Origin of the sequence: Limnobacter thiooxidans, assembly GCF_036323495.1 — a bacterium.
Classification (GTDB): domain Bacteria; phylum Pseudomonadota; class Gammaproteobacteria; order Burkholderiales; family Burkholderiaceae_B; genus Limnobacter; species Limnobacter thiooxidans.
The window spans coordinates 2,206,211-2,221,571 of the sequence record NZ_AP028947.1 but is presented as its reverse complement, the minus strand read 5'-3'; the positions used below and the strand labels follow the sequence as shown (position 1 = coordinate 2,221,571).

The window sequence follows — 15,361 nt, the reverse complement described above, 5'->3', positions numbered from 1 at the left end:
GTCTAGGCATCCATCAGTCGCTGCGTGTGATGCGTTTGCACTTCCTCATTTCTCACGACATGCCATGTTGATGACACCTTAGAAGGTGTCAATCGCCATTCCTGCACATAGGCTCGGCCCTCAACCTGCTCAAAGCCGAGGAATACAATTTCTTCGGTATTGAACTTCATCAATTTCGCTTCGAAAAGGCCAGCTGCTCGGCTCTGCCCACCATAGTAGGAACTCACGCTTAGTGACATGAATTTGCCATCCTGGTTACTTTTGATGACCGCATCATCGTGGATAACTGAGGGTGATTCCAAGCGTTTACCGCGTTCACGGAGCAGGGTGAGTTCAAAGAGCATGATAGAGTGCTGTATATAAAAACAGTATTCATAGTATGCGATTTGTTTCTCATCGTCCATCAGGAAATTACCGAGGCTCATAAAAAGGGTTTTTCAGCCTATCCCCAATTCCGTTTCTGAAAAGAGAAAATCCACACAGGAATCTGTTTCCTGCGTGGAAAAGCAAGTATTCATGGGATTGTTGGATCTACCTAAATGGCCTAGTGTCGGTCAAGAGCAGCCATCAGAAAGTACTTTTCATTGGCTCTAATGAAATCCGGAACCTTCTGGAAACCATGCATCTCGAGGATTTGTCCAATCAACAGCATCAGTTCCCGCGCGTCTTCCAACAATCTCTCATCGCCAGGACGCAGCTTGCTGAACTCCCAAAACCCGGAGAATGAAGCCCGAACACCTTCAGGCCACCCAGTACAAAAGTTTCGGTTGGCTTTGCAAAAAGTATGCAAAAAAGCCGCAATTGGCGCGCAGTGGATTAACTGCGATTCCACTGAAATCTCGTCATCTTCTGACGCCATCCGAGAAGGCACCCGTTTCGAGTGTTTTTCACTGGTTTCGCTGATTAACTGAAGCAAGCCCGCATTAGCAAGAGAGGACACAAAAAGATCCGCTCTTAAATGAATAACCCGTGTGACGACCTCTTTCAACTCTGCTGGAAGATGGGAGTAGGACCATACCAACACTCCCTTGGTCTTCTGCTGCTCCTTAGTCCTTGCGGGCAAGAAATCAAAAGGATTGTGTTCGATGCCGAAGTGGGTTTCATTGAAAATCGCCTCGGTGTCGCACACTTGATCAACGTGCCGTTTCTTGCCTAAAGGGTGAATCAGAACAAATCGTCCCACTTCTATCCTTTTTGCGGGTACCAAGGTGTACACATGAAAATAATGAACGTGCCAAGAATCGTAGATTTCAGTTTGTAAGCAATAGCTGACCTGTCCATCGTGTTCAAATTCACTCACCCACGATCCTGTGACAATCCCTTGCACGGCAGTGGTTGTTTCACCAAAAAAACTGGACTTACCCATTTTTCACCTCCAGTTGCAAAGCGTTGCCCAGTTCACCAATGTTGGTGTTGGTGGCCAGCAGTCGATCAAAAGCCGAGCCATCCAGGCGCGTCAGATTGGGAACGAACCGACCGTAGACCTTGTAGAGCATCTCGGTTGAGCTGTGCCCCAACTGTCTGGCAATCCAAAGAGGGTTTTCGCCTGCGGCAAGCCACAAAGTAGCCGCTGTGTGGCGCGTTATGTACGGGCGTCTGCGTGCTAGCCCAAGGTGGCGAAGTAGGGGATACCAAACCCGCTTGGTCACGTTGTTGTGGTCCAGAGGTTGGCCTACGCTGTTGCAAAAGACGTAGTCACTCCTACGAAACGTCACAAGCCGTTGTCTTTTCAGGGCCTGGCACACGACTTCCGAGATTTCAATATCCCGAATGGAGTCGTAGGTCTTGCCGTCTTCTTCCTCAATACCCGCCACAATGGTTGAGCGGATCAGAATTTGGCGACGTTCCAAATCGACGTACTTCCATTTCAGCCCATCGATTTCGCCCGTACGCATGCCTGTGAAAAACCGAACAATGTAGTAATTGCGCATGTCTTCACGAACCGTGTTCAGGATCAGGTTCACCTCTTGCAAGGTAAATGGCTCCACATCGGGTTTACGCAACCGAAGTGACTTGATGTTTTGGTAGGGATTGGTAAAGTGATACCGGTCGGAGGCTTCACTCATAATCTGACTCATCAGAGCCATGATTGCGTTAACCCGCTTGGGAGACATTGTTAAACCTTTACGCCCCGGTGCTTTGGCGAGGACTGAGCGAAAGGTTAAAAGGTCTTCCCGTCGAATGTCTCCGACCCTCGTATTCCCAAACTTGGGCACCAAGTGGGCCTTGAAGATGTCTTCCACGGTTCTTTGGTAGCTCTTCCGAAACTGCACGAAGTTTTCATTTCGCCAGATTTCCAAGAACTCCACGAAATTGGGTGTCTGCTCTGCAGCCGCATTCGCCTGACACGCTGTTTGTACGCCAGAGCCAGGTTGATAACCACCAGCTCGCCGATACGCATCAGAGGCTTTTACACGGGGTTCCTTGGCGGGTTTGCCAAAGAACTCGGCGTAGTTGAATTTACCTCGGGCAATTTCACGTTCAAGTTTGTCTGCAAGCTTACCGAGCTTGGTGCGGTTCTCTGGTGTGTCGGGCAGGGCGGTTTGCTCCCTGTAACGCGCACCATCAAAGTAAAAGTCCAGGTACAGTTTTCCGGTCTGCTTCCGGGTGCGAATACTAGCCATGGAGAACACCTCCGTTGGCCATGGGCACGGAGAATTTTGTGCCCTTACTCAAATCCTCTTCAATGGCTTGCCAGATGAAAAGAATCTTGCGACGTCCAAACGGACGCAGATAATGCACGCCTTCGAGCAACACAGAATCCATGAGTTTTTCACGGATGGTTCGCTCGTCGTATTTGAGCCGCCCGGCGAGTTCGGCGGTGGTTAGATACTCTGTACTCATACTTTTCCTCTCTTGAAAAATCCCGCAAAAGATCAGCGGGGTAAATTCAAGTTAGCAAAAGTCTTCATTCGCGCAAGTGCCAAAATCGAAGAAATTTTTAACTTTTTGCAGGCCTCTAACTTGTTGATAGAAAAAGAAACTCCTGAGTTCTAAACGAACACACAACTTTTGACAAAGGGGGGTGGGGGCTTAATTGAGGGGTTGATGTGATTGTTAAATACCCGTTACATTCGGGTAATTACTCCTTATTGGGAATGCCAATGCCCCACATCACTCGTTGTATAACCGAGCCAATTCGAGACAGTCGCAATTTATCGTTCGATCAAAGATTGAAAGCGGAAGACTTCGGATTGATTCTGGCTTGGGAGAACGGTAGGCGTGATCAATCAATAGAATTGGATTTAAAGCAGTCATTTGAAAAAGGTGCATTGCCGCTAGCCGTATGGAAGGGTGGTGTTGATCCTGAAGTGAAATCCAAACTCAAGAAAGTAGGCTCCTTTCTTTATCTTGCTTACATGCAAGGTCTATTGGGCAAAGATTTGGACGTCAACACAGACCTGGATCTAGAGTTGATCTGTGCGCTTACAGGCGTCAAGGTCACCTTCACAAGCGATGTGTCAAAGCTCTCCAAGGCAGCTTGATATGAGCGTGAACGGCATGATGCTTACCTGTCAGCGGGCTCAAAGTATTCGAGCAGCACGCGCAAGGCTAAGAGGATTTCTGCTTGGTGTGGCTGCCGATCAAAAGCTCAATGACATGGAGATGAATGCCTTGAAGACCATGCGTCTTGATGCAGAGGGTTTGTTTGGTTCGGATGAGTTTTCTACCATTGGATTCTTGCTTGATCGCGCTTTGGTTGTAGGCGCACTCCATCAGGATGAGCGACTTGACTTATTAGAAAGCCTTCTTAGCTTGGAGGCGGAGGTTTGTGAAAGCACTCTGCTTGGTCTATTGAGTGGAATGGCTTCTGATGACCATATCAACAACTCGGAATTAAAGGTGCTATTGGAATTTGTGAGACAGAATGAAGATCTGTTTTCACGATTTCCCTTCGACAAGATTACATTGGCGCTTTCAGATTTCTTCAGTAGACGCATTACAGAGGAACAACTACTCGTTACGATCAAGTCAGTCACCCAAGTTAACTATTCTTCAACCGGTTCGATTAGCGAAGATCGAGTTCCGCTGTGTGATTTTGATGAAGTCGACAATGTGGTGATTGAGGGATCAGTACTTGTATTCACCGGCAAGTTCGGTGGAAAAACAGGATTTCGAAAAGTTATCGAGGAACGAGTTGTCGGCCTGGGTGGCGTGCTTCGCGCAAGCGTCACCACTAAGACCAATTACCTCGTCGTTGGTGACGAAACCGCAGTGGGGTGGATCACTTCAACATACGGCAGAAAAATTCAGATGGCGATGGATTTAAGGAAAGCGGAAGCACCAAATTTGCGAGTGCTGACTGAGCGGAATTTGAAAGCAGTCAGCCCCCAGTTATTTCAGTAATTCTATATTGGGTTAGTTGACGGTGTGAGATGCTAATGGTCTCCGATAGGACCGATGACCGTTAGTCTGCCGGAGTGGTCATGTGGGTTTAGATTCCAAATGACTCAAAAGTAGTTTCAAGCTGACTTTATTTGACGTATGAGCTAACTAGCGTGCAGAGGGAAGCGCCGTATTGGATCAAGTGGAATTGGGTTTACATATCCTATCGCAGGTCGCGAATTCTCGACGGTTTGCGGAATTTGCAAGAGGCCTTCGCGACAGCACACGTAGCTAAAGCTAGTCGATTGGTCAAGGTTACTTGTTGCTCTTCCATGGCTGGCGGACTGACGGGCTCAGTTATGGCGGGTGGGGTTAGCCGGGGGATTCGCGATATTCCGTGGCGAAATCCAGCGCTCATATAGTCCCTTGGCTTCTCGCTCAAGATATTCGAATGTATCTTTAATGCCTTCCTTGGTCTTTTCGCTGAGACCCACTTCATTCTTAAGTTGTCTCTTATATTGCCTCGCGGTTTGAAGCAAAGTTTTTACAGTTTCGGCGGGAACATCTCGAAATTTCGTTCGCAATCTCTGAGGAAAGATGCCAGCCATTACATATGGGCAACGATGTGAATTTACTCCGTAGGCCTCTCGCTGAGAGGCCCAGAGCGCAACTGGCAGCGGCTTGCCGAAGTGTTTTCCTAGCAGGCCAGTAGTCACCGGCTCTGCGTCGTAGACCGTTACTGGGTACAGCGTACCGAAGTAGGCTCTGGCGCCTCCCAAAATAAAAGTCTCGGACAGTCGGTGCCATGAGGCGCAGGCATTGTTAAGAATGACTGGGCTGCCATGTCCGGCGACTGCGCGTGGTATCGGTAAGTAGTTGTTGTCGTGCATCTGAAGAACTGCGGCGCCGTGAACCCGATCGACAGGAGTCTTCAGGACAGGTTCCAGTTCGTCGATTCGCGCAGTGAAGTCCACGATAGCTGCGCCAACAACGAGCTTCGACTCTCTGTCAGGGTCATGCCACGACACGCCATCTAGGGAAACGAAGTTATAGAGTTGAGTGATCAAAACCTTATCGTCGTCGCAATCGGACAACGCGACCCCAATTGCAGTATCAACCTCAAGGTGTCGGGGCTTTCCTGAGGAGTCCGCAAACTCATATGTCCATCGCCAGCCGGGGGCGTCGCCACAGTGCGTTGCAATAACGAGTAGGTCGTATGGAAACAACTCGACCATTCGGCTGACATCAAGCACGTTTGCCGCAGGACCAACGTATCCGCGCACAAAGATTCGTCGTGATTTCAGCTCATCAGCCGCTGCTTCAATCTCCGGAGCCTCAGCCTTCTTGGGATCAACCAGTACAGCACATCCAATTCCCAGCTTGTCGTCCTGCTCTGCAACGAAGCCACCCAACATGGAAACGCCGAGCTGAGGATACAACATCAAATGCGTGGAGGGAAACTCTGGGAAGGCGACGCCAAGTGGTAGCGACTTGGTTATGAAAGTCGCCGACCTTATCTCGCCCGAAGGAAGAGGGCCGGTCAACTCGCGGAGTCTCTGTCTCAAACGTTCAAGGGCTTCAGCGACTGGTTGGTGCAAATCATAGAGACTGTAAAAGCTCTCCAAGATTGTCTCAGCTTGTCGCCGGTCGATTCCGGGTATAAGGCATAGTCCAGCATCGAGTGAGTGCGCATAGTTCGCGGCAACGACTTGCGCATGATCGTCCCCAGTTTCGCAGAACACCCAGTGTCCAGACGGACTTGAGATAGGGATTGAAGGCGATGGCTTGTCCACAAAGTGGATTGAGCGCTGTTGGCGAAGTGCAGTAAGGAGGCCATATGCAAGCTTGTCGTAACCCCAAAAGAGCGCCTGCCCCTTTGTCGCACGCATGAGCCCATGCAGCTTCTCCGCTTCGTCGACGGAGTCAATTCGTTTGGACAATGACGCAGGAATTTGTCTAGAAAATAGAGAACAAGTTTCGTCAGATAGCCCGACAAAAACAACTGTTTCTGCCTTCATGCTTGCAGCGGCATTTCCGCGGATCGAGAGTTCGGCGCGGTAGTCCGGGCGAGTCATGCGCGGTCCGTCGATTACTGGCAGATAGTACCTTTTCCTTGCCAGTAAACATGACACTTGGGCAAGAAGCCGTGGGTTGTCACCGATAAGAAGTGTGCGGAGAAGTTTGGGGCAATCCATTAGTTCGCTAACTCCTGCTTGAGCGCCGAGCAACTGTGTTTCTGATACCTACCGTTTGAGCTAAGCTGCTCGTAAAGGCATGCGATGAAGCGGGTCAACTTGAACGAGGGGCTAGGCAGCATTCGCGGCGATTGGTCCAGTCTTAGGATTAGAGTCAAGAATGAATTTCCGAAGCTCAGTGACTCTTTTCCGCAAGTCAAGTACACCAAAGTCTGGTTCAAAGTTTGCAGCAACGTATTTGGCGACCTCGACCTTTGAAGCCATGGTATCTTTTCCCTTCACCGACTTGATTCTCAGTAAATTGGCATGTTTACCCGCTCCTGCAATTTGAATTGCCCTTGGATGAATCGCAGAGATGGCATTCGTCACCTGTGAGGAATGGAGATAGTTCTCGATCTCCCTTCCGTCCGTGATCCATGCGTGTCCTGGACCTGAATCAAACTCCTCCTTAAGTCGGCGCTTAGTTGCATTTATGGGTGCATGTGGCTTATCGCGATCACTGTCAATAATCATTACCCCTCGCCGATTTAGTCGGCGAAGCGAAATGAAATCGCTGATCTCGTTGCTGTCGGGGGACTGTGTCAAATGTGCTGCGAGACGACCACCATAGAACATGACGCTGTAGTGAATACCCTCAACTAATTTGGGATCCAAAGTCCGCAGCCACCAATTCAAGTAAATACGGTCGGATGGCCCCTCCACCCAGATTACGCAGTTTGCTTGCAGGAGATCTGATGGGTGGTAACCCAGGTCCTCACAAACTACCGAACGATGCTCATTGCTGGTTGCGCGCTCGACTGTAGAGGCGCCATCCTTTAAGCGTACGTGATAAATTTCGGCGTCTGGTGTGTCCATAAGTGCCGCCGAGTGTGTAGTAATGAAGTACTGGTTGCTCGTGTACCGAGTAAGGTAGCGGAGCAACTTCTTCTGAAGAATCGGATTCAGATGTAACTCCGGTTCCTCTATGCATACAACATAATCTTGGAGGACTGTTGCAGCAGATGCAAGGATTATGACTTCGTGGATTCCCGATCCGAGCGATTCTATCGGAAGTACTTTTCCATCCATATGTACCAAGATCGTATCGCGTTCATATGGGACTTCGATTGTTACTTCCGGCCGATCCAAGACGTCACGTAGAAAGTCTCTGATGGCATTGAATCTCTGTCGACTTGTTTGATTGTGAATATCGGGATTTTGAAGCTTTGCAACTCGTTCAATGATTCCTGTGCCGTCAAAAGCGTCAGAGGTACTGCCCTTAGCTCCGATCTGTCGAATGGCAGGTATAAGTTGAGTCTTGATCGCTACTGAAGACGCTGGTACGTGGTTAAGCACTTCAGGCTCCCAACTATGCTTTCGGTCACCTCCGCTCATTCGGGTCAGTATGGACCAGACCTGCTGAATCTCGTGATCATTAAGTACTTTTGCGGCGTTAGGCCAAGATTCTTGTTGGTCTTTGCCACCTGGTAATGTAATTAATGTCCAGCACAAAGTGGTCTGGTCAATACGGCACTTTTCTGAGAAAAGCTTGCCCAATACCGTGGCCGCAATTGCTCTCTCATGCTCATTCTCTCGCCCCAATATCAACCTATGATCACTCATTAGCTTAGGATGACCAAGCTCGGTCCGGTCGACATACTCACCAATTCCAAGCAACGTGGGAGGCTGACTTGGCAAATGTCTTGCCAATAAGTCGAGTTTTATTGGTTCTCTCTTGGATGCTAGCGGGTAGATTTCGTGCAAGAACCGCAGGACGTTTGACTTACCGGCGTTGTTCTGGCCAATAAAGATGTTTATCTTTGCGAATCGCTCGAAGTACTGCGGTTGCTTTCCAAAGCTTCGATAGCCTGCGATGGCCAGATTAGGGATGAGAATAGTCATAAGTCGGATCGTTCGGTCTAACTTGATTTATGGAAGAATAATGGCGATGTCTTTCTATCCGAACATCGCGAGTTATTTTATGAACTTAACTATTTCAAGTATCTTGCAAGCATTACATGAACAGGATGAAAAATAAACTGATGTTATTTGCCACGGCATGGCGACCTAGATCTCGATTCTGGATGTCTGCGCTATCATAGGATTCCATCGATATTACGAAGTCTGCTTTCGTACTTAATTCAGATGTATCCATCTGTAAGCCTCAAAGTCCGCTCAGACCGAAAATCGGCCATTGCCGATGTTTAGCACCTCCCGCTTGAATGGCTGTAGTGGTCCCAAAGCTGACGGCCTTCCACAAAAGCAGGAGCGATTCAGAGAGTTTTGGGGCGCAATGTCGAACGCCTTCCTCAAAATCCGTTTTAAAATCAGAACTGAATATTTACAAAGAACGTTGCCCCGCATAATAGGAAGAAAGTTCGATGGCATCTTCCCTGACCTGGCTTGACCATGACTCCGCTGCAAGAGACCGCAGCCTGCGTGTCCTTTCGCTCTTTCGAGAGAAGGAAAGTCGAGACGAACTGGGCATCGGTTCGATCCGGGACGGCATCGCTGACATTCTTTTCCCGGGAACGTCGACTATTCAGACGCGTTTGCGCTACATGCTGCTGGTGCCCTGGATGTATCGAGAGCTCGAGAGCCGACGTCTGGCGCCAGGTTCCTTCTCGCTCGAGTCTCGCAGGTTCGAGCTGTCCATGGTCGAGCCGCTCTTGGACAAGAATGAGCGTGGGGTCTTCGGTGCCCAGTCCAAGGGGGATCTGAAGCGGCTACCGAGCTCGGTCTACTGGGCTGGCCTGCGCACTTGGGGCATCCGGGCCTTTGATGGCTCACAGAGCGACTACTTTCGTAGCGCACCAGCCCTGGCCCTGAAGCGGACTGCCCGTCGCCGGAAAGACGACGACGATGCGGACCCCAACGCATCGCTGACCACATGGCATCTGGGTCTGCCCGCTGCACCCGAAGGGTTCCCGACCAAGCTCAGCCTAAAGATCAGTCCCGACGAAGCTCGATACCTGCGTGACCGCATCGCGACAAGCTGCCCCGAGAGCCTGCTCTCTTGGCTTGTCCTACGCGGTAGGCCTGACGACTGTCGCGAGCCGTGGCTTCACCACCAGCTCGGCTCGTTTCCGAAGCCGACGCGTGACCTACTGGAACACGGACGGCTCCTGTCGGACGTCGTCGAGGGGGCGGCATGGCTCTACAACGTCTGCTTGGCAGACAAGCGCCAAGACGAAGCCCTCGGTCAGAGCCATCGTGAGGGACTTGAAGAGTGGCGGGGTCGCGCAAGCCTATCCGATATCGAGAAGTGGGACCTCGGCGATCTCTGGAACGTTCTGGCAAGTCGCGGACATCCGATCTCGAGTACGACGCGAGGCTTCGTGGCGGATTGGACTGCCCGTCTGATCGCCACTCGGGGTGAGTTCGCCGAGGATGACTCAGCCCGAGATCTGATCGAGCGTCGCGAGCGGACGCTCAAGAAGTCACGTTCTCGCTTCACCAATCGAGGAGCACTGAACCAGTGGGGCGGCAGCTCTGGCTTGAACCGGTTGGTGTATCGGTGGCCGACGACCAATGACTTCCTGCGCGACCTTCTGCCGGCGCTTCGCCGAAGCTGACGCACATGCTCGATCCAAACAACCGCAGCCTTCTCACCAGCCTGTTGACGCCTCCGCTGGGACTGGTGTTCGACAAGGGCATCGCGACAACCTACTCGCTCGATCCATTGAGCCTCCTTGGAGTGCCTGTCCATCTGGCCTGGATGGCCAATCGGGATGATGCCTCCATCCTCCAAGACCCCATCCAACTTCTAGAGTCGCTGCAGCGGGTCGCCAAGCGACTTACAGTATTCGCAGACCGAGGCCGGACGGCTGTTCCTGGCAAGGGAAATGCCTTGTTCTCGTTGCTCGAATCTACCATCGTCGAGGTGCGAGCGCCGGGCGGCGGAGCCTTTCATCCAAAGCTCTGGCTTTTGCGCTTTGCAGATCCCAGCAACCAACGCCCCCCCATAATCCGCTTGGGTGTTTTGTCTCGAAATTTAACTTCCGACCGATGCTGGGACCTTTCCCTGGTCTTGGAGGGCGAAGTTCGACTAGCGACCCGGCCAGAGAACGGTCCCTTGTGCAACCTACTAGAGCTGCTGCCTGACTGGGTGGTCTCGCGCCTCAAGACATCTCGAAGAAAGCAGATCACCGAACTGACCGACGACCTTCTGCGTACCAAGCTCGCGCCCCCGGCCGACTGGCAGGAAGTGAAATTTCACGTACTCGGGCTCAAGCAGACGCAGTGGAGGCCCGGCCCCGCCGATGAGATCGCCCTCATCTCTCCGTTCCTGACTGACACCGCCGTCGCCCAGGTCTGCGGTAACGCCAAACAGCGCGTGTCACTCATCTCCCGGCCTGACACTCTGTCGGCGCTGAGTGCGGAGACTCGAGCAAGCTTCAGCGCCTGCTACGTTCTCGACGACGCTGCCGAGACCGAAGATGGTGAGGAGCAAACATCACCAGACCTCGTCGGCTTGCATGCAAAGGCCATCCTGCTGCGGCGTGCGTGGATGACGCATCTCTATGTCGGCTCGGCCAACGTGACCAATGCAGCGATGGTCGCCGGCACCAATGTGGAGGTCCTGGTCGAACTTATCGGCAAGCACCGCAAAGTCGGGCAAGTCACCGATCTACTGTCCCAGAGCGGCTTCGGTGCAGTTCTGTCGCCATTCACCGACAAAGATGTCTGCTCGGCCGAAGATGCCGAGGCCCAAAAGATACGCAGTCAACTTGAGGACCTCCAACGAGCAATCTCGGACTCGAGCCTCAATGCAGAGTGTATCCAAGCGCCTGATGGCCTCTGGCAGGTTAGGCTGACCTCGCCTTCTAAAATAAAAGTTTCCGGCGCTCAGGTTAAGGCGTGGTTGCTCTCCCGGGAGGCAGAGACCGCAGTCGATGCCGCCACGCTCATGGAAGCGCAGGCACTACTGCTTCCTCCAGTGGAATCAGCCGATATCACGGGCCTCGTTGCGCTTTCGCTGAGCCTAAGCGGCCAGCGCCTGATGTTCGTTCTAAATCTACCATTGACGGCGCCCGAGGATCGCGAGGCCGCCATCATGCGACGGGTTATTCGAAATCGCGAAGGGTTCGTGCGGTACCTAAAGCTTCTGCTCGGTGGCTTCGACCAAGAATTTCCTGCCAAGCCACCTGCAGGCGACGGCAAGAGCCTCGAGTGGAAGAAGGGGCTCGACTATTCCGCAGCGCTGTTGGAAGACCTTGTTCGAGTGTGGTCTCGCGAGCCGCAGCGACTCAATGACGTCGCGCGAGTCGTCGAACACCTAAGAGGCCTCGCTGGCGATGACGGGGACATCGTGCCGCCAGCCTTCGACTTAGTATGGAAGGTCTTCGAGGCGGCCAGGGTCGCAAAGGGTCGATAACGATGCCATTTTCCGCCGACGAGACGCTTCGCAGTCTCAAAGACTTCCAGCGGCGAACGGTCGAATACGTCTTCCATCGCATGTTCCTCGCCGAGACGCCGACTAGGCGCTTCCTCGTTGCAGACGAGGTCGGCCTGGGAAAGACTATGGTGGCTCGAGGGGTGATAGCCAAGACGATTGAGCACTTGAAAAACAGCAAGGCGCGCGCAGACTTTGTCTACATCTGCTCGAACGCAGCCATCGCCCACCAGAACGTCGCTCGGCTGAATGTCTTGGGCCAGAAGGACTTCTCGCTCGCGAGCAGGCTCACGCTGCTGCCTCTTCACGTCAAGAATTTGGCTAAAAACCGGATCAACTTTGTCAGCTTCACACCTGGCACCGCGTTTGACCTCAAGTCCCAGGGGGGATGGCTTCCTGAGCGCATCCTCATTTTCAGAATGCTCCGGGGTAGTGGCCTGAATTCGGATGGACTCGCGAACCTTCTCCATGCGAACGCTAGCCCGAGAGGTTGGGCCAATGCGTTGGCAAGACAGACCGAAGCGTATGATCTCGATATCGCCGAGCGCTACATCCAGAACCTCCAAGCAGACGAGGCGTTCTTTAAGAGACTGCGCAGGCTTGCCCTCAAGTTCAAGAACTACCGCGAAGACATTCCTCGCCAAGACAGCGAGGAACGCTACGATGTCATTGGTGAGATGCGCCAACGCTTGGCCCTGATCTGCCTAAAAGCGTTGATACCAAGACTCGTCATTGTCGACGAGTTCCAGCGCTTTCGCCATTTGCTCCAAGACGAAGATCCAGCCTCCAAACTAGCACACGCCCTGTTCAACCACAATAAAGCCAGAGTTCTGCTTCTGTCTGCGACACCATACAAGATGTTGTCGCTCGACCATGAGAAGGACGATGATCACTATCCTGATTTTCTGAGGACACTCGAATTTCTGTTCGGCTCGAAGCAAACCATCGAAGAAGTCAAGAACGAACTCGATAGGTTCAGGCGCGACTTGCTCGACCTTTCATTGACTGCGTCGACTCTGCAGGTCGAACCGGCCAGAGATGTTCTCCAGCGAAGGCTGCAGCAGGTCATGTGTCGCACAGAGCGCGTCGCGAGCACGGCACTCCTCGACTCGATGACGTGTGAGCCTTCAGTGCCAGCGCCCATAGAGGTCGATGACCTGGCGCAGGCTTTTCTTATTGACGGGGCGTCGCTCAGGGCGGACGCTAGAGACTCTATCGAGTACTGGAAGTCCACCCCGTACGCACTCAACCTCATGAAGGGGTATGAGCTGCGTCGCAACGTCGATGGCTTGACTCGCACGCGTCGCGCCGAGCTCGTCGCATTTCTGCAGCGCAATCGACGGAGCCTCCTTACTAAAACTCTCTTCAAGAAGTTCGCAGCCGTCGCCCCAGCGAACGCTCGGATGCGCGCATTGATGAGAGACACGACGGGCCGCGGTCTCTGGCGAGTGCTGTGGCTACCGCCATCACTTCCCGCGTGGGAACCCGCGGGACCGTTCAAGGGTCTAGGCACTCAGACGAAGTCCTTGGTCTTCTCTGCTTGGAACGTTGTCCCAGATGCGATCGCGTCGCTCTGCTCATATGAAGCGGAGCGCCTGGCGTTCTCCGATAGCAAGGTTGCCAGAGACTCGGGGCGTAACTACGAGACGGTCGTCCCAAGGCCACTTCGGTTCAGACAGGAGACTGACGGCAGCCCGACCGGGATGACTATGCTGTTGCTCATGCACCCTTCTCCAGCCTTGGCCAGCATCGTGGACCCGGTCGAGCTGTCCCTAAAGTCTGCCGATCTACCCAGTCAGCAGTGGGTGCTGGACGAGGTCGAGGTGAGGTTCCATAAAGCACTGCGTCCTTATCTTGCGATGCACCAAACCACTGGCTCGCGTCCCGATGAGCGATGGTATTGGGCCGCAGTCGCACTTTTGGACGGCGCTAGTAGTCCGAGGATTGAACAGTGGCTGCAGACTTGGCGAGGCGTTGAAGACCCTGAGGATCGCGAGTCGAAGCACTCGGTGCATGTGGCCATGTTTATCCGAGCTGTGAGCGACGCGAGCAGCCTCAAGCTTGGAGCGCCTCCTGCCGACCTGGCAAGAGTGCTAGCCAGACTCGCACTCGCCAGCCCCGCAGTCTGCGCGCTTCGATCGCTCAAGCGTTCGTGTACGACAGCAAAGTGGGATGACCCCGCCCTGTTGAATGCATCCTCTAGTATCGGCGTGGCGTTCCAGTCGCTCCTCAACGTACGCGAGTCCGTGACCATCCTTAGGGACACATCGACACGGCCATACTGGGAGCTCGTGCTCCAACACGGCTTGGACGGCAATCTGGGTTCGCTCCTCGACGAACAAGTGCACGTGCTTGTGGAGTCTCTCGGGGTTACAGGCGCGCCTGACGAACAGAGGGTCATCAAGGTTGCCGCCGAGATCAGCAACAGTCTCTCCATTCGAGCCGTACCGCTGTCAATCGATGAGTTCAAGCTGGAGCCCAACCGAGGACAAATGAAAATTGAGCCCTTTAAGGTGCGGTGCCAATTCGCACTTCGCTTCGGAGACCTGAAGGATGAGAAGGGAGAGACCCGCGCGGAGGTGGTGCGCTCAGCATTCAATTCACCGTTTCGTCCGTTTGTGCTCGCATCCACGTCCGTGGGTCAGGAGGGCCTCGATTTCCACGTCTGGTGCCATGCCATCGTTCACTGGAACCTGCCGTCAAATCCGGTGGATATGGAGCAGCGCGAAGGACGTGTCCATCGCTACAAAGGCCATGCAGTCCGCAAGAACGTTGCGAGTGCATTTGGCCGGGTTGGCCTGAGCGCTCATTGGAAGAGAGGGCAAGATCCGTGGAAGATCATGTTCAAGCTCGCCAAGCAAGAACGCGGAACTGACCTCAAGACTTTCTGGCTGTTCGAGACGGAAGGCGGCGCTCGCATCGAACGCAGGGTTCCATTGCTACCGCTGTCCCGCGACGAGATCCATTTGCAGCGACTCAAGCGCGGGCTGGCGCTCTACCGTCTCGTCTTCGGTCAGCCTCGGCAGGAAGAACTTCTCACGCACCTCGGTGACCTCGACGAAGAGCAGCGTCAGGCGGCCGTTGCCAAATGGCGCATCGACCTGACGCCACCGGTACTGGACATCGCACCGGACTAATGATGCTAGGCTGGCCACCATATTTTAGGCTTATGACATGTTCCTCTGCTCTGTTAACGGGTACTACCCAGTAGGAAATGCAAATGGCTGATCTGTATTCAGAAACAGCCATTTTTCATGAAATAGGTGACTGGTGGCTTCGGCCGAAACGGACGTAACCGATGACCCTGATCTCACTTAAAATTTATCGAGAAAATCCGTGTCGATTCATGCTGACTGCAACTGAAAACATAGCAGAAGGCGGGTGTTCGGCCGAAGCGGACGTTTGATCTGGCGGCTGAAACGTCTGAGTTATTTGCGAAAGCAGACTTTAAAACTTATTCGGTAGC

Annotated in this window: 11 protein-coding genes; 5 read left to right on the top strand and 6 right to left on the bottom strand. The window is 53.0% G+C overall.

Annotation, left to right across the window (positions count from 1 at the left end; all coding sequences use genetic code 11):
- Positions 1–2 precede the first annotated feature (2 nt).
- From RGQ30_RS10150 to RGQ30_RS10135, 4 genes are all read right to left on the bottom strand, one after another.
- Positions 3–425 carry a hypothetical protein gene (locus tag RGQ30_RS10150; RefSeq protein ID WP_130556033.1) on the bottom strand — a complete coding sequence of 141 codons (423 nt, stop codon included), beginning with the start codon at positions 423–425 and terminating at the stop codon, positions 3–5.
- 119 nt (positions 426–544) lie between these two features.
- Entirely contained in the window at positions 545–1,366 is an 822-nt protein-coding gene (locus tag RGQ30_RS10145) for a hypothetical protein (protein WP_130556034.1), read from the bottom strand.
- The gene (locus tag RGQ30_RS10140) at positions 1,359–2,624 is read right to left on the bottom strand and encodes a tyrosine-type recombinase/integrase (protein WP_130556035.1); all 1,266 of its coding nucleotides are present in this window, start codon (positions 2,622–2,624) and stop codon (positions 1,359–1,361) included. Before RGQ30_RS10140 ends, RGQ30_RS10145 begins: the two co-directional genes overlap by 8 nt.
- The gene (locus RGQ30_RS10135) at positions 2,617–2,844 is read right to left on the bottom strand and encodes a hypothetical protein (protein WP_008248771.1); all 228 of its coding nucleotides are present in this window, start codon (positions 2,842–2,844) and stop codon (positions 2,617–2,619) included. The genes RGQ30_RS10140 and RGQ30_RS10135 overlap by 8 nt, the downstream gene beginning before the upstream one ends.
- A gap of 260 nt (positions 2,845–3,104) precedes the next feature.
- Between RGQ30_RS10135 and RGQ30_RS10130 the strand changes: the two genes are divergently transcribed.
- A complete protein-coding gene (locus RGQ30_RS10130) occupies positions 3,105–3,485 on the top strand; it encodes a hypothetical protein (protein ID WP_338284375.1) in 381 nt (126 codons plus the stop codon).
- A gap of 1 nt (position 3,486) precedes the next feature.
- A complete protein-coding gene (locus tag RGQ30_RS10125; protein WP_130556037.1) occupies positions 3,487–4,347 on the top strand; it encodes a BRCT domain-containing protein in 861 nt (286 codons plus the stop codon).
- Between the two features lie 332 nt (positions 4,348–4,679).
- Here RGQ30_RS10125 and RGQ30_RS10120 read toward each other — a convergent pair whose 3' ends face one another.
- Together RGQ30_RS10120 and RGQ30_RS10115 are read right to left on the bottom strand one after the other, a co-directional pair.
- Positions 4,680–6,401 carry a hypothetical protein gene (locus tag RGQ30_RS10120; protein ID WP_130556038.1) on the bottom strand — a complete coding sequence of 574 codons (1,722 nt, stop codon included), beginning with the start codon at positions 6,399–6,401 and terminating at the stop codon, positions 4,680–4,682.
- Positions 6,402–6,632: 231 nt separating this feature from the next.
- Positions 6,633–8,402, bottom strand: a complete 1,770-nt coding sequence (locus RGQ30_RS10115; RefSeq protein ID WP_130556039.1) for an AAA family ATPase — start codon at positions 8,400–8,402, stop codon at positions 6,633–6,635.
- A gap of 479 nt (positions 8,403–8,881) precedes the next feature.
- Here RGQ30_RS10115 and RGQ30_RS10110 point away from each other — a divergent pair, with 479 nt between their 5' ends.
- Genes RGQ30_RS10110 through RGQ30_RS10100 form a run of 3 tightly spaced genes read left to right on the top strand, consistent with a single transcriptional unit; the run spans position 8,882 to position 15,032 of the window.
- On the top strand, positions 8,882–10,075 hold the full coding sequence (locus RGQ30_RS10110) for a DUF6361 family protein (protein WP_130556040.1): 1,194 nt from the start codon (positions 8,882–8,884) through the stop codon (positions 10,073–10,075).
- 5 nt (positions 10,076–10,080) lie between these two features.
- Positions 10,081–11,877: a phospholipase D family protein gene (locus RGQ30_RS10105; protein WP_130556041.1), complete on the top strand. Its 1,797-nt coding sequence runs from the start codon at positions 10,081–10,083 to the stop codon at positions 11,875–11,877.
- Between the two features lie 2 nt (positions 11,878–11,879).
- Positions 11,880–15,032, top strand: a complete 3,153-nt coding sequence (locus RGQ30_RS10100) for a helicase-related protein (RefSeq protein WP_338284374.1) — start codon at positions 11,880–11,882, stop codon at positions 15,030–15,032.
- Positions 15,033–15,361 lie beyond the last annotated feature (329 nt).